Origin of the sequence: Kitasatospora sp. NPDC058406, from assembly GCF_042722765.1 — a bacterium.
Lineage (GTDB): Bacteria > Actinomycetota > Actinomycetes > Streptomycetales > Streptomycetaceae > Kitasatospora.
In genome coordinates this window covers 1-14781 of record NZ_JBHXKE010000048.1, presented here as the reverse complement: position 1 = coordinate 14781, position 14781 = coordinate 1, and the positions used below count along the sequence as shown (strand labels likewise).

Annotated in this window: 10 protein-coding genes; 4 read left to right on the top strand and 6 right to left on the bottom strand. The window is 69.8% G+C overall.

Annotated features, from left to right (window positions below; translation table 11 throughout):
• Positions 1 to 170: 170 nt before the first annotated feature.
• The 3 genes from ACFWOG_RS12350 to ACFWOG_RS12340 are packed head-to-tail and all read right to left on the bottom strand — an operon-like array spanning position 171 to position 7047.
• The gene (locus ACFWOG_RS12350) at positions 171 to 2924 is read right to left on the bottom strand and encodes an RNAseH domain-containing protein (protein WP_380357438.1); all 2754 of its coding nucleotides are present in this window, start codon (positions 2922 to 2924) and stop codon (positions 171 to 173) included.
• Entirely contained in the window at positions 2921 to 6289 is a 3369-nt protein-coding gene (locus ACFWOG_RS12345) for a hypothetical protein (protein ID WP_380357430.1), read from the bottom strand. Before ACFWOG_RS12345 ends, ACFWOG_RS12350 begins: the two co-directional genes overlap by 4 nt.
• On the bottom strand, positions 6286 to 7047 hold the full coding sequence (locus tag ACFWOG_RS12340; protein WP_380357428.1) for a hypothetical protein: 762 nt from the start codon (positions 7045 to 7047) through the stop codon (positions 6286 to 6288). Before ACFWOG_RS12340 ends, ACFWOG_RS12345 begins: the two co-directional genes overlap by 4 nt.
• A gap of 1004 nt (positions 7048 to 8051) precedes the next feature.
• Here ACFWOG_RS12340 and ACFWOG_RS12335 point away from each other — a divergent pair.
• On the top strand, positions 8052 to 8309 hold the full coding sequence (locus ACFWOG_RS12335; protein WP_380357425.1) for a hypothetical protein: 258 nt from the start codon (positions 8052 to 8054) through the stop codon (positions 8307 to 8309).
• 48 nt (positions 8310 to 8357) lie between these two features.
• On the opposite strand, the gene ACFWOG_RS12330 is transcribed toward ACFWOG_RS12335, so the two are convergent.
• Positions 8358 to 11276 (bottom strand): NACHT domain-containing protein, encoded by a 2919-nt coding sequence (locus ACFWOG_RS12330; RefSeq protein ID WP_380357422.1) that lies wholly within the window; start codon positions 11274 to 11276, stop codon positions 8358 to 8360.
• Positions 11277 to 11395: 119 nt separating this feature from the next.
• On the opposite strand from ACFWOG_RS12330, the gene ACFWOG_RS12325 reads away from it, so the two are divergent.
• Both ACFWOG_RS12325 and ACFWOG_RS12320 read left to right on the top strand, forming a co-directional pair.
• On the top strand, positions 11396 to 11611 hold the full coding sequence (locus tag ACFWOG_RS12325; protein ID WP_380357420.1) for a hypothetical protein: 216 nt from the start codon (positions 11396 to 11398) through the stop codon (positions 11609 to 11611).
• A gap of 47 nt (positions 11612 to 11658) precedes the next feature.
• Positions 11659 to 12297 carry a replication-relaxation family protein gene (locus tag ACFWOG_RS12320; RefSeq protein WP_380357417.1) on the top strand — a complete coding sequence of 213 codons (639 nt, stop codon included), beginning with the start codon at positions 11659 to 11661 and terminating at the stop codon, positions 12295 to 12297.
• Here ACFWOG_RS12320 and ACFWOG_RS12315 read toward each other — a convergent pair.
• Together ACFWOG_RS12315 and ACFWOG_RS12310 are read right to left on the bottom strand one after the other, a co-directional pair.
• A complete protein-coding gene (locus ACFWOG_RS12315) occupies positions 12230 to 13138 on the bottom strand; it encodes a tetratricopeptide repeat protein (protein WP_380357414.1) in 909 nt (302 codons plus the stop codon). The two genes, ACFWOG_RS12320 and ACFWOG_RS12315, sit on opposite strands and share 68 nt — an antisense overlap.
• A complete protein-coding gene (locus ACFWOG_RS12310; RefSeq protein ID WP_380357412.1) occupies positions 13122 to 13997 on the bottom strand; it encodes a hypothetical protein in 876 nt (291 codons plus the stop codon). Before ACFWOG_RS12310 ends, ACFWOG_RS12315 begins: the two co-directional genes overlap by 17 nt.
• Before the next feature lie 173 nt (positions 13998 to 14170).
• Here ACFWOG_RS12310 and ACFWOG_RS12305 point away from each other — a divergent pair, with 173 nt between their 5' ends.
• Entirely contained in the window at positions 14171 to 14380 is a 210-nt protein-coding gene (locus ACFWOG_RS12305; RefSeq protein ID WP_380357409.1) for a hypothetical protein, read from the top strand.
• The last annotated feature ends 401 nt before the right edge of the window (positions 14381 to 14781 follow it).

Sequence of the window (14781 nt, the reverse complement as noted above, 5' to 3'; positions counted from 1 at the left end):
GGCCCAGCGCCTCGACCTGCCGGGCGGGCAAGCCTGACCCGCTCTGGGCCGGCCCACCATCCCTTTCACTGTGTGGCCCAGGGTGACCTCCGGCTGGGCCGCGCATGCGGCGTCGAGATAGGCGCGCGCTTCTTCCAGCTGTTTCCTCGTCCGTGCCACCGCGCCCCAGGTCACAGGCTGGCCGTCTCCTCCTGCGCGGTGCTCCCGTCGTCGGCTTCGGGGACGTCTTCGAGGCTCTCTGCGGTGCGGCGGTAGTAGGGGTGGGTGGAGTCCATCCTGCGGGCGAGGTGGAGGGGCGTGGGGGTGCTTTGGCGGACGTCGGAGGTGATGCCCTGGTTGGTTAGGACGGCGGCGACAGCGCCGATGAGGTCGCAGTCGGCGCCGGTGCTCTGGGTGATGACGGTGAACCGGGTGGCGGTGTGGGCGTAGCCGTTCTTGCTCTGGCTGCCGCTGTCGAAGCGTGTCTCGTCTTTCCCGAAGCGGCCGGCGGGGCCGGCGGCCCAGACGCGGGGGACGTTGACGAGCAGGAAGTCGGGGTAAGTAAGGGTGCCGTCGTCGGTGGTGAGCTGGAAGAAGCTGTTGGTGGTGTCGGTGGCGCGCCAGGTGCCGTCGCTGGTGCGCATATGGGCACCGGTGGGGCGGCCGATGCGTTCCAGGTCGCCAATGACGCGGACGGTGGCCAGGGGGCGCTGGGCGCGGGGGAGGCTGTGGCCGGGCAGCCAGGAGGCCGGGCGGGACAGGTTGGAGGGCGGGTTCTGGCCCAGAGCTTCGTCGGTGAGGCCCGCCCAGATGTACTCGGCGCTGTCGCCGTCGACGTAGAGCACCGCAGGGGCTGCTTCGGGCAGTTGCGTGCGGGTGGCGATGAGGGCCTGTTCGACGATGTCCGCGGCGGCGCGGGCCTGGAGGTGCTCGTCCGCGGCGGCACGGTAGCCGGTGACGTCCCAGGCGAGGCCGGCGGCGTGCAGCGCGGTGACGGCCGGGCTGTGGGACAGCCACCGCCCGGCCTGTGGGCTGTAGGCCCAGATCTGCCAGGGGTCGTCCTTCCCGCTGGTGGGGCGCATGGCGGTGAGGGTCGCGGTGATCGGTGCCGGTTCGGTGCTGCGGGGCCGGCCGGGCGTGCGGCGCTGGGCGTGGCGACGGACGTGGATGCCGATGTGCCACCAGTTCTCAAGCGGCAGTTTCCCGAACGCGGCGCCCAGGCGGTGGTCGGTGGCGCCGACACCGCTGAGGATCTCGCGCAGCACGTTCGCGGTCGAGCTGTCCAGGCCGCTCTGACGGGAGGCGACCTTCTTCGCCCGGTACTTCTCGTTGTAGGGCTTGCCCTCCCGGGTGTGGGTGGGGACCGGCGGCGGGGCCTGCTTGATGTACTGGGAGGTCGCCGAGAGGCGCGCCAGAGCCTGCTTTGAGGGCCACTTGCCGTCTTCGGCCTCGGCCTTCTCGCGGTCTTCGACGCTCGGGTACCAGCGGTCGGGGTCCCAGTCGGTCTCGCAGATCGCCGCGACGAGGGTGTCCTCGCGAATGTAGGGGGCGAGCATCTGGGCCAGGTCCCGCTCGCGCTCCGCGCTTGTATGCGGCCCGTGGCCCAGCGCGCCAGCCTTGTCGTGGAGAAAGACGACCTCGATACGCCCGCTGGCCGCGGGCTCGGCGACGCCTTCGACGGCCTTCCAGTCCTCACCGCAGCCCCACTGGGCGGCGATCGCGGCCTTCACCCGGGCGCGGACCTCGTCGGTGCTCCACAGAACGGGGACGAGGAGGGCGCCCACGCCAGCGGCGTCCAGCGCCGCAGGGATCCGCTCCGGCGAGATAGGTCCGCTGACGCGCGAGCCGCTCTCGGTGGGCGGCACCTTGATGCCGGGGACCTCGATGAACACGGGACTGCGGTGGCTGTACTTCTCGCACCGGGTGTCGATGGCCTCCTCGATGCGGCGGAAAAGTTCCATGCCGTGTCCGCGGCCCAGCCCGGGCGTGCGGACGCTGGCGGGGGCGACGGCCCACACCGGCCCCGGGGCGGCATCGGCGAGGGCGCCGGCGGCGAGGTGTTCGGGGAAGGGCGGCACGTTCTTACTCAGGCGGGGCAGGGCGGCCAGGCGGCGGCTGGCGGCGACCGCGGGGACGTTCAGGCGGCGCTTCCACGGCGGGCCGTCGGTGGCCGCGGCAACGACGAGCGGCTGGTCGGGGTTGGCCAGCAGGACGGTGGCGACACCCTTCCAGGAGGTGGCGAGGAGGGTGGTGACGGCGTTGACGGTCAGTGCGTGGCGCCCAGAGTGCCCGCTGGCAGCGGTGCCGATGGTGATCCGGGGCAGCAGGTGGCGCACGATGCCTTTGCGGTCGGGTTCGGCGGGCAGCTCGTGGCCGATCGCGGCCAGGCGGCCGTCGGTGCACAGGGCGAAGCGGACGGGTGTGCCGTTGTTGCGGGGCCACTCGAGGGCGGCGAGTTCCTCGGCCAGGCGCCAGCGGGCGAGTTCGCCCGGCCACCAGCCGCGTGAGCGCCTGCCGGCGCGGGGCGGCTCGGGCAGGACGGCGGGGCGGGGTTCGGCCCGGGCGAGGAGTTCGGCCAGCTGCTCGCCGATGCGCCGGCCGTCAAGGCCGGGGACTACGGCTTCGGCCCAGTAGCTGAACACGTCGCGCCGGTCCTCGGCGCTGATCGGCGCCGCGCACAGCAGTTCGTAGCTGTCGTCGTTCCACTGCCAGCGCGCCCAGGTACCCGCGGCCGCGCGCAGAACGGACTCCAGCGCGCGGTAGGGCGGCTGCACCTCCAGGCCGGAGCCAACGTTGCGCTTGTACTCCTGCGCAAGCTCCCCGGCCAGGTCCAAGACGGGGGCGGCGGGCCGGTAGGCGATCACCTGCCCCAGGTCGGATGGTGCGGTGCGGAACTGCAGCAGGCGGGCCTGCTTGCGGGCGACGCTGTCGAGCGGGCGGCTCATGCGTACTCCCCCAGGTAGGAGTGGAAGCCCGCGCGCAGCGCGGGGAGCAGGTGCTGGGCGTGGGCGTACTCGGCGATTTCCTCGATGGTGTGGCCGTAGCAGGCGCCGAGCTGGGCGAGGTCGCCCGGCGGGGACTGCTCGAGCAGGCCCCGCACCAGGGTGGGCAGGTCGGATCCCCAGGTCGGGTCGTGGAAGGCGCCGTCGATGAAGTGGAGCTCGACGTGGGTCTGCCCGCGGCGTCCGCGGCCGGCCAGCTGGACGCCCTGGCCCAGGAGGGTGGCGACGAGTTCATGCTTCAGCTCGTCGGGCAGGGCGGAGAAGCGCTTGGGCGCATTCAGGTTGAGGCGCAGGTGTGCCTCGGCCGCCGCGCGGGCCCGGGCCAGGACGGCAGCGGGGTCGTCGCCGGGAGCGGTGTCGCGCCAGGCCCGGGCGGCGACGCTGGCGGCCAGCACCGGTGCCTCGTCGGCCGGCATGACCGGCCGCACAGCCATGGCGATCAGGGTGATGGCGGAGACGGCGACGCCCTCGAACACGGTCAGTACGTTCAGGCCCCGTTCGGTGCGCGGCAGAGGCGAGATGAGTACTTCGCCGTCGAGGTCGGCCAGTTCCGAGAAACGGTCGCGGGTGAGCTGGCCGATCGCGTCGCACACCGGCGGCAGGGAGGGGTCGGGGGTGTCCGCGACGGCGACGTAGATCCGCAGCCGCCGTCCGAGGGCGAGCGCAGTGTCGTACAGGGCCTGGGCGAACAGGCGGGCCTGCCGGTAGGAGTTGACGGTGACCAGCGCCCGCGCGCGGTGCCGGGTACGCAGATCCGCGGCCAGCCGGGCCAGGTCGCGGACCAGGCCCGGCGCGTAGCCGGCGGCCAGCGAGACGACCCGCTGGTCTCGTTCGCGGTAGGGCGTGCTGCCGACGGCCAGGCATTTCCCGTCGGCGACGGGAGTGCTGTTGAAGATGCTCAGGCCGCCTTGGAGGGTGTCGGGCATCGCCCAGTCGGGGCGGGCGAGCAGGTGGGTGCGAGCCGCGCCCGGCATGTAACCGGTGGCGGACATGCCCACCACGGTGCGTTGGCGGCCGCTCAGGGCGAGGGAGACGACACTGCCGAGGAACTGCGTCTCGGTGTGGGGGTCGGCGCGTAGCACCTCCATCTTCAAACTCGCATGTCCGCCCGGGTCGTCCAGCCCCTCGAAGCGGAACCCGCCCAGCTGGCGGCCCAGCGGGCCGAACGGGACGACGGTGCCGGCGCCCTGGTGGCCGATCGCGTCGGCGAGTGTGGAGGCCGCGTCGATGCCGTGCCCGGCGAGCTCGCCCGCCCGGTCTGTCAGGTCGAACATCGTGTGGACGATGGCCGTCAGCCACGTCTTCATCATCAGTGCGTGCAGGATGCCCGCGGTGGCCTCGGCGTGCGTGACTACCCCCACCGGCCCCGGGCCGCCGGACCCGCGCTGCGCCGGCACCGCCGATTCGACAGGTGCCCCGTCGCCTCCGCCCTCGGTGGCAGTGCAGGCGGGCAGCGCGGCAGAGATGATCTCCCGCAACTCGTCCTTGAGGGGGGCCAGTTGCCACTCGCCGCCCTCGTCGATGGTGAGCATCCGCTGCAGCACGTCCGGGACGGGCAGCAGTCGATCCGGCAGCACGGCACGGGAGGATCGGTCACCCGGCCGCGTAGCCACGGGCGGGAGTAGGGCTTGCAGGCACTCAGCCTGCTCCGCAGTGGCTGCGGCCTCGGCATCCACTCCGATCAGGTTCTCCAGCAGGTGCCGGTCCCACCGGTGGGGCTGGTACCAGCGCTTGCGGTCCTGCACCACCTGCCGGGCCCGGCGCGGGTCCTGCCCGCGGGCCAGAGCCCGCGCCTGGGCGACCTCGGTGCACACCTCCTCGCCGGCCACCAGGTCGAGCAACTGCTCGGCCAGGAACACCGCCCGGGTCAGCGGTCGGCGCACCGCCACCGCCAGCCGTGGCGGCGCCTGGTGCAGGCTGTCGCGGATCTGCCGCAGCACCGTGTTCGGGCGGGAGCGGGACGCGAGCTCCAGCACGCCGCACTCGTCGAACCCCTTCGACTGGTAGGCGTCGACCTCGTCGACGACCACGTAGGACGCCAGGCGCAGAAGGAACTCCCGCACGCTGATGCTGTTGCGGACCTCCCCGTCGACCTCTACCGGAACCTTGATCATCCCGGACTGGAAGCACGCGTGGGTGGTCACGATGATCCTGGCCGTCGTCGCGGCATCGACGTGGGAGAACTTCCCGCAGGACGACACGTACGGACACAGCGCCCGTTCCGGCTGGCCGAAAGCGTCCGATGCGGTGACCGTGCACGGCTCCCTGCCGCCCTCGAACAGGTCGCGGCCCTCGAGCTGCGCCTGCGCGGCGCACCCGTAGGCGGAGTTGTCGATGAGGAAACCGATGCTCGCCGACGCCTGCGCCAGCGGCACGCCGGTACCCTCCAGCTTCGCGGCGGAGCGCAGCGCGAAGGCATAGCGGCTGTTGGGGGCGATGAACGGCGTGGCCGTCGCCTTGACGCCTGCCGCCCGCAGCTCCTGCTGCAAGGTGGCGGCCTCGTCGTACACATCGCCGTTGTCGCTGACCACCAGCACGGTGGTGCGATCCATGCCTGCCTGCTGGATCGCCAGCCCCCGGCCGAAGACGTTCTTGCCCACGCCCGGAGGCGCGCTCAGCAGGTGCATGCGTCCCGGCGGCAGGACGACAGGCTCCAGGGGGCGCCGTCCGCCCCCGATCGTCCCGCGCAGCAGCAGCGCGATCTGCTTCTCGCGGAAGGCCGGACCCTCCATGTCCTCGTCGGTGTCCCGGCTCTGCCAGCCGAGTTCGTCGGCGTCCACCACCAGGTCCACCGACGGCGCGGTCACGACCCGGGGCGGCCTGTACACCCCCTGCTCGTCCGGGAAGGCGAGCTGGACCCGCCCGCGCGAGGTCGGTGCCGACCAGCCCGATCCGCTGGCGACCCGCAGAGCCCGCCGACGCCCGGTCGCCGTGAGCAAACGGTCGGCGACGTCCGCGGGATCCTGCCCGTGAACGGGCAGCACTTCGAGCGCCCGCCCCCGCTCGCTGTACCAGAGCGCATAGAGGGAGGGCAGCGGGTCGTCCACGTCCGAGGTGTGGAAGACATCATGGACGGCCCGTTCGACATGGTGCAGCAGCGCCTCCCCCCGGTGGCGGATCCCCAGCAGCGCGCCCAGGCGCTGCTTGTCCGCCTCGGGCCACATCTCCCATGCAGCCACGACGCGCGGCGCGTGCCCGCTCAGCAGGACATGGGCGTCCGCGACACGCACCACCTGCTGTCCGTCGCGGAACCGGGCGGGCAGCAGGTGCTCAGCCAGGGCCAGAGCTGCGGCCAGGGCCCTGCTCACGCTCCCTCCACCTCCGCCACCAGATCGGTGTCGGTCAGCACACGGGCGCTGCTGCCCCGCACCGCCCGGCGCAGCAGCGGCAGGTACCCGCGCAGGTGCTCAGGCACCACGAAGCACAGCTCGCCGGGCCCCTCCGGGTCCTCGCGCAGCTTCTGGGCCAGCCCGTACGGGTCGGCCCAGGTCTTGACGTCAACGCGCCACGTCCGGGACCGACCAGGACCGGTGACGTGCAGGTCGTAGGCGTCGCCGAACGGCCACAGCCGCACCTGCGCGCCCGAGGCGACCAGCCGGTCACGCAACTCGACCTCCAGCAGGCCCGGGAGCGTCACCCACAGCCACAGGGCGTAGGGCAGCGCCACGCAGCCCTCCACGGGCACCAGCTCCGGCACAGTGCGCAGTTCGCCGCGCGGGGACAGGCGCCAGCCCTCCGCAGCCGGCTCGGCCCGGTAGCGGGCACCTAACAGGCCGTGGCGCTCGTCCTCGCACTCAAGGTCCACCGCGCCGCCGGGGCGAAAGGTGGCCCGCATCGTCCACTTGCACATCGGGCACGCCGCCCACAGGCCGCCGAACTGCCGTGTCGGGGAGATCTTGTTGTACGCGCCCAGCTCGACCAGCACGGTGTTCCGGGACAGCTCACGCCGTGTCAGGACAGGCGTGCGCACCATCGCCTCCCGGCTCCGGGTGTACACCTCGAAGCCGGCGGCCCTCAGCGCGCGGAAGACCGCGTGCTGGACGGTCTCACCGGAAATTCGCGACAACCCGGTACTCGCTGGCAGCATTCCCACCGCCCGCAGCAGACTGTGTAGATGACGGATGTCGGCACCGATCCCTGGGGCCTGGTGGCCATGCTCGGCAGCTTCCACCGCCAGTCGGTGCAGCACCGAGCTGGGCATGCCGTCGCCATCGAGTAGCCACAGCTCGCCGAGCACTGACCCCTGGGGCCGTCCCGGTAGAAGGTCGGTCACCCGAGTTCCGCGTAGCCGGCCGGTGAACACCGCGTACGACGGCGCCGACGCAAGGACGCCGAAAGAACGTACGTAGCGGCCATAGCACTCCATCAGCAGCTGCATCCGCCCCCGAGCCTCGCCCTCACTGCTGCTCAAGGCCAGTGCCGCGACCACGCAGGCATCGAGCGCCGCGCGCTGATCCTCATCGAGTTCTTGAACGGCCGTCGCCGTCCCGGCCACCGCCGACACTCGGTCCTCCCCACACCACATCGAGCCCATGCCGCAACATCAACCCCTCCACCCTGTGGGAGGGCACGGGAGTTCGGGGCACTTCCCCCGATCCAGTGATCCGGCACCGTTGACCGGCACCGTTCTGATCTCCCGCGGCGCCGCGCCCCGGCTGGAGTTGGCCCCGCACAGCAGTCGGCCCGCGCCCGCTGACCAGGACCTGGGTCGCCCGATCCTGGAATCCCCGCTGGTGCGCGGCGCGATGTGGCTGCGCTGGAGCGGCCACGACGGCATCCGCACCCTCCACCAAGGCGCCGACCTGGCCCGCGGCTGGACCGAGAAGGACGTCTACGGCCTCGACGGCTGGGTCGCCTTGGGGGAGGGGCCGGATCGTCCTCGCCGCCCGCCCCGGCGGTGGCCTGCCGGAGCACGTCGTCCATGCCGAGGCGTGGGAGGCCGACGCGACGCTGCACGCCGCCCTTGCTCAGCACCCCGCCCGTACCCCCTTTACCGAGGACGAGGACGAGGACCAGGAGCACGGGCTGCTCGGCGACGTCCCTCACTGGGTCCGCTGCCGGGCCGCCGGGATGACCCCGGAGAACATCCAGCAAGTCCTGCACCAGGCCCGGAACGACGCCCACGCCACCGCGGCCGACGCCTTGGGCGAGTGGCAGCGCGTACGCGACCACACCACCGATACCCGGGCCGAGCGCTACGACCCCGACCACGACACCGCCCTCCAGCACGCGCTGCGCGGTGAGCGCCACCGCCGCGACGTCGCCGAATACGCCCGCGAGGCCGCCGGCCCCGGCAACTTGACGGACTTCCTGATCACCGCCGAATAGCGGACCTGCCCGACCACCTGGCGGTATCCCTGGCACCGTGTGCGACGGTCAGGATCGGGGGCGAGGAGTGCGGGTGACGGAGCCTGTGGGGAAGTGCTCGGCGCCGAGGACCTCGGTTGCTCCAAGGATACGAATGGCGAGGTCGGGGATGCCGCGAAATTGTGAGATATCCACAGTTCGATGGCTTCCGGAGCATCCAATGGTTAGCGTCTGGATCCGGGGGAATTTGCTGCGGAAGAGCTCTAGATCGTCCTGTCCCGTATAGTTGCCCAGAAAGAGAAATCTGACCTGCGGGGCGATAGGGAAGTCCGCGCCGATCGAGATCCCGGAATCTCCCTGGAGGAAGAGGTATTCGAGATTCGGAAGGGTTGCAGCTTCTGCAAGACCGGCAACAGGGCCACCTATGCTCAGGGAAGTGAGTCGTGGCCAACGAGTGATGCCGTGCAGAGCAAGAGCTGCGCATGCCGTGGGCCCAAGGTACAGCTCGGCCAGATCGGCGCGGACGGGAAGTGCGTCGAGGTCGTGGCCGGACAGCGCCGTGTCGAGGCTCAGACGTTCGAGCCCAGTCAGCCTCTCAAGCCCTTCGACGCCGACTAGATCGCATCTCAACAGATGGAGCCCACTGACGCCAGAGTCGGCGAGGGCTGAAATGTCGATTTCTTCATGGCATTCGAGGAGGGTCAGATCTCGCAGTCCGGTGTAGGGGCGTATGAAGCCCAGACTGCGGAGTGTTGAGTTGTTGTGGAATGCGAGCCATTCGACTTTCCTCGGGTCGATGGAAGCGGTCACTAAGTCGCTGGGAAGATCCCCCCGGATGATGACATGCGGAGGAGTTTTCAACGACTTGAGAGCATCCAGCTGCTCCGCTGAGGTCACGGTCACCAAGCGGGGTTCGGAAATATGTCCGAGGATCTCGCGAGCGTAATCGGCAGCATCGAAACGTCCCCAAGCGAACTGCAACTCCCACTTCACCTGATCTTGTGCGCAGGCGCGGAACTTCTTCATGACGGTCATGGCCGCGTCGCCGCCGATGAGGCCAGCGGTGCGGATCACTGCTTCGGCTTCATCGTCCTCGATACCAACAGGACCTGGGAGGAGGTCGAGAATGACAGGGCCGACCGTGGCGAGTTCCTGCGCCTCCTCAGGACTTCGCGGGGGCAGAAGAGCAGCGGTGTGGCTTTGGACTTCCTCCCGCACGACCGGGTCGAGCTCCGTGGCAACCTCTAGGCATGCGGTGGCCAGCAGGTGGAGGCGAGTGCGGTGGCGAGGGCTACGACTACCTCGAGCGAGCAATCGACGCAGCAACGAGGCACGTTCACGGGGACGAGCATGGCCGACGGCCATGCGCAGGACGTCCTCCCACTGGTCGTCATGCGCGTGGCGTACGAGCAAAGGGAGGTCGTGACTCTCGACGGCCGCTTTGGCACCGAGGTAGTCCTGAAAAGTGCGATGGACGAAGTCGACACTGTCGGCAGTCGGCATGCGCAGCAGGCCACTGCGCCCAAGGAGATGCGCGAGCACAGCAGCCGCGTCACCTTGATCGGAGACCTGGGGCATGGCAGGCAGAGCATCATCGACGAGGGCAAGAGCGGTCTCGTAATCCATCTCGGTCTGCCCGTTGCGAATGAGCCAATAGGCCAGACGTTGCAGGAGCTGAATGCTCTCGTGCTCGGTGACCACGATGCCTTCGGGTGCGTCGATGTCGCGTTCACGGTCTCGGCGGACCAGCAGCACGGATAGCGCGGCCTCGTAGAGCTCCATCCGCCCCTGGGGCAGGTGACCACGCCGGTCACGGTGCAGTGCACACATCAGAGCGCATAGGAGAGGGGTGGTTGCCAGCTGGGACAGGGCACGCTGCGCGCGTACCGTGTCCTTCAGAGCTTCTTCCAACCCGGCCAAGTGAGCGCGCTCCTGGTCGGTTGAAGCACTAGAGGCGGCTGCCGCGTGCCAGCGAGCGACAAAAGCGGCTACGTCTCGGGCACTCATCGGGTGGACCGTCAACTCGGAGAAGCTATAGTCCGCTAACCAGCCCTCGGGCACCGCCGAAGGCCGCGTTGTGGCCATAAGACCCACCTGCGGATAGGCGGCGAGTACCTCACGCAGCCAGGCGCGAGTGTGTGCCCGCCGCTCTTGAGGCACCTCATCCAGGCCATCGACTAGCAGCAGTCCTTTCCCCGATGCCAAGACCCGATCGGCCCAGCCAGGCGGCTGGACTGCATCCAGCGGGCAGCCGACCGCGCCGAGCAGTTCCTGAGGCGCAGGCAGCTTTTGGCCGCGGCGCATCAAGGTGCGCAACGGCAGAACGAACGGTAGACAACCACTGAGGTGAGCCAGCTCCTGGGGAAGCTCATGGCGGGCGACACTCACAGCTAGCCACTGCAGGAGGGTGGTCTTACCGCTGCCCGCCAGCCCGCGAACCAACGTACGGCGCAGGCCGGCAAGAGCCTGCTCGGCCCGCTTCACCTGAACCTCTGCCACCTCTCCCGGACCAGCCAGTCCGGTCGAAGCTCCGACCGATGAGAATGCGGAGAGCTCCAGGCTCAGGTATGCGGCGTCGAGTGGCCAGCAAGCCCGCTCTGGCCCAGACAGATCCAGCCCGACTATGGACAGCTGCCCATGTCGCTCGACCACATACCGCCGATACCGCTCCTCGAATGTCCGGTCGGCGCTCGTACCCGCCACATCATGCGTCTCAGTCACCACCGGCGACGCTGGGAGGGCCTGGCGGCGCAGCTCCAGCAGCGGCGAGGGATCCACGGCGAGTGACCGAGCCAAGGCGACAAGAGTGGCTTCGCTGGGGTGCCTTGGCCCGTTTAGTGCCTGACTGACGGTGGTGTGGCCCAGCCCCGTCCGCCGCTCCAACGCAGCCATCGACAAACGCTGCTCGGTACGCAGTCGTCGCAGACGCTCCTTCAGCTCGACGAGCGCCGACTGACCGAGCTCAACCATTGGCACCGCCTCGCTCACAGCTCTTCCCACGGACCCTTGTACTGACTCGTTCATCTTCGTCCACCTGGACACCGGTGTACGAGAAATAGGACATCTTCCGTTCTGACCTAACTTCTTGACGGGACGGAAGACGAACGATGAGCCCCACCATGACCACGCTTAGCCTGCTCGCCATGGCTTTGCTCGCCGCAGTTCTCCTCTCCGCTCTGGTCGCCGTAGGCGCCGGCCTACTCGCTCGCATGGACGGTGCCAGCCTCCCAGCCGCAGTGCTGCGCGCCGGGGTTGCCTTCGGCGCTAGCCTCACGCTGCTCATTACCCTGTTCACCTTGAGCACCAGCGCGCTGACGAAGTGAGGCAGTGGGACGGCACCACGCCCGGAGCCGCGGGCGGGGTTGGCACCGTGACCGACTGGGCGACCGAGGCCGAGTTCCCGCTGCCGGGCGGCCGGCGAAAGGTGCGTCCGGACGCGGTGTGGCAGGCCCCGGAGGTCGGGGTGCCGGTGCTGATGGTCGAGGTCGACCGCTCCACGATGTCGCCGCAGCGGGTGGCCGCGAAGTTCACCGCCTACCGCGAGCTGTTCCGCACCAAGGTGAAGAGCACCGACCCCGCGCTGGCCGACGACGACCCGGCCGGCCGGATGGTGCACTGGTGGCGCCGGACCTGGCCCGGCCACACCCAGCCTGGCTACCCGCCGGTCGCCCTGGTCGTCACCGACGCCGGACCGGTTGCCCTGGCCAACCGTCAGCAGGCGGTGGCGGACCTGGCGCGCGACGCCTGGGGCGGTGGCTGGTGGACCATCACCCGGTACGACAACGACGGGGACGGCTGGCGCGAGTACGACGACGCGGTGCCGGTCATCATCACCACCCTGGAGCTGCTGGCCGAGCACGGCCCGGTGTGGTGGCGCTACGGTCGCCAAGGCTGGCACTCCCTGCTCGAGGCGTTGGAGAACCCGGACAGCCGTTGCCGTCTTACCGCTGGTCTTTGCTCTGCGAGAGCGTCTCGTGTGTCATCTGCCGCAGTCCGGGCCGTCGGCTGACGGTCGGCAGTTCATCCCGGTCGGAAGCCAGCTCCGCCTCTGCGGCCTGTGCGGCCTGTTCACGCAACTGCGCCAGCTCGGTCTGAGCATCGCTGTCACCGGCTTCGGTTGCCGCTTCGTACAGTGCTTCGGCGTTGGCGGTGTTGCCCGTTCGCGCGCTCAGCCGCGCCAGCCTCGCCAGGGCAGCGGCTTTCCCGCCCGTGGTGGCGATTCGGCGGAGCGCTCGGGCATCGACGACGTGCCCGGTCCACTCCCGCATCTTCGCCAGCACGATCAGGGCAGCGGTGTCACTCTCGTTGGCGACGAGCCGGTACAACGCCTCCGCCTCCGCTGTGTCCCTGACTCCCACATGCATCTTCGCCAGCTCGGCCAGCAGCGTGGTCTCGTCGCCCGCAGTTTCCGACTCCCGCAGGGGTTGGGCACCTTCCCCTGCCTTCCCGCGTAGCCTCATCAGCGCCACCGAGGCTCCGCTGTCGCCGCCTTCGAGCGCGGCTGTGTACAGTGCCTCGGCGCCAGCCATGTCCCCGGCCCGTGCGCACAGCCTGGCCAAGGTAGCCAGTGCACTGGCGCGGCCCGTTTCGACGGCCACGCGGTACAGCCACTGAGGGTTGTCGAGGGAGTGGGCCAGCTCGGCCAGCTTGCGCGCTCCCTGCTCGTCCGCCGCCGAGCCCTTAGAACGGACGGGAGTGGTGCGCAGCAGTAGGCTGATCTGCTGGACATCACGAGCACGCTGGGGGGCGGTGCGCCTGCTCAGCTGGCGGGCACCGCTGGACCCGAGAGAGGACTGACCGAACAGCATGTCGAAGTCGCCGGAGTCCTGGTCGTCAGTCACGTCGGTCACGCCCCTCTCGCTTCTTCTTCTCCTCGACGCGCCACCGGTAGATCAGTCCCTCGATCGCCCGCGCGCTCGAGGCGCCCAGAAGCTCGCGGATCTCTTCCTGTGAGTAGCCTTCGAGGGTCAGCACCACAGCGTCCCTCGTCTGCTTGTTCTTGATCTGTTCGAGGCCGGCGATCACCTCCAGGTTGCCGAGCACCTCGTCAGCGACGCTCAGGGCGCTGACCGGTTCCCGATAGACAGCCTTCTGCCTCCGCAGCGCCCGCGCCTGCCGTTCCTCGTTGGCCCGCCAGCTGCGGAACTCGTTGGGGAAGTCGTAGACGCACGCGCCCATGAAGTAGGTGGTGATGCTGGCGCCGCCCTCGAATCGCCAGCCGCCTTCGACTAACGCCCGCCGGCGGAACCGGGGCAGGGCCTTGGCGACGATCATGGTGGCCAACTGGTCCCGGAGTTCGCCGTCACGGTGCAGTTCCTCCAGCTCGAATTCGTTCGGCTTGAGGCCGAAACCGCGCTCGGCGACGAGCTTGAAGACGTATCCGGAGTGCATCCATGCCCGCAGCACGGCGACCCCGTACCGGACCAGCTCGGTGACGAACCTGTCGTACTCCGTGCCCTCGAAGCCCTTGTCGGCCAACAGCCGGACGAGGTGTGCATCCGCCATCCGGCGGTCGATGTTCTCCCGCAGGCAGAGCGATTCGTGGTCGAGCCGGGATTCCTCGGCCAGGAAGACCTCTGCTGGCACCGGTGCGTCCAGCGCCAGCACCGTTGGGTCGAGGCCGACTCGGCCCGGCCGACCTGAAGGTTGTAGATCCCGGGCGTGCACGTGCACGGGCGCGACCTGCCCGCCCGCCGCATCGCCCTGCATCGCCTCCCCTTTCCGGTCGTTTGGCCTCTTCTACGTGGCGCCCTTGCGGGCATCCCACGGACTTTCTCGAGATTCTTCCGAGGGCCTGTGGTCGGATGTCGCCCGTGGGGTTCCGGGGACAGCACGACATACCAACTGGCGTCTGAAACACAGCCAGCAAGCCGGAGAAGCGCATGAGTTTGCCCACCCAGAACCCGCCCGAGCCGGAGCCCGCCCCGCTCCTGACAGTGCGCACCGCCATCATCCTCCTCGCGGGAGCCTTCATCGGGGTGATCGCCGGCGGTCTGACTTACTTGAGCGGAGGCCCGGCCGCCGGCGCCGTCCTGGCGGGCCTGACAGGCTGCGGAGTCAGCATCCCAGCCCTCCACATTCTGATCCGCTGAACCGCCAAGAGCCCTCCACGCCGATGAGGAACTAGGCGTCCACCGCCTCCTCGAACGCCGTGCTGCGGCTGTGCTGGTGTGCTGGGGTTCGATCGGTGGGAGGGCTGGCTCCATGCTGGAGCTGACCGTGAAGGCCGGCCCCGATCGGCTGGGGTGCCCGCGGTGCGTCAGCGGCCGGGAGGCGGAGGAGCTGGGGCCCGTTGGTATTACCGATCCTGACCGAGCGCGAGCTGGTGGCCGCGCTGGTCTGCGCTCCGGGCGATCCGTGGTGGGAGGTGCGAGTGCCCCACGCGAAGCTCTACCCGGCGAAGGACCGCGCCACGTCAGCGCCAGCCACCGGTGAGGCTGCCACGCCGCTATCCCTGCTGATGACGGCATGCCGAGGGCGCCGGCCCTAAAGG

Coding starts and splice junctions, on each gene's coding strand:
- ACFWOG_RS12350 (WP_380357438.1), bottom strand. CDS start 2,924: ATGAGCCGCCCGCTCGACAGCGTCGCCCGCAAGCAGGCCCGCCTGCTG.
- ACFWOG_RS12335 (WP_380357425.1), top strand. CDS start 8,052: ATGACCCCGGAGAACATCCAGCAAGTCCTGCACCAGGCCCGGAACGAC.
- ACFWOG_RS12325 (WP_380357420.1), top strand. CDS start 11,396: ATGAGCCCCACCATGACCACGCTTAGCCTGCTCGCCATGGCTTTGCTC.
- ACFWOG_RS12310 (WP_380357412.1), bottom strand. CDS start 13,997: ATGCAGGGCGATGCGGCGGGCGGGCAGGTCGCGCCCGTGCACGTGCAC.
- ACFWOG_RS12305 (WP_380357409.1), top strand. CDS start 14,171: ATGAGTTTGCCCACCCAGAACCCGCCCGAGCCGGAGCCCGCCCCGCTC.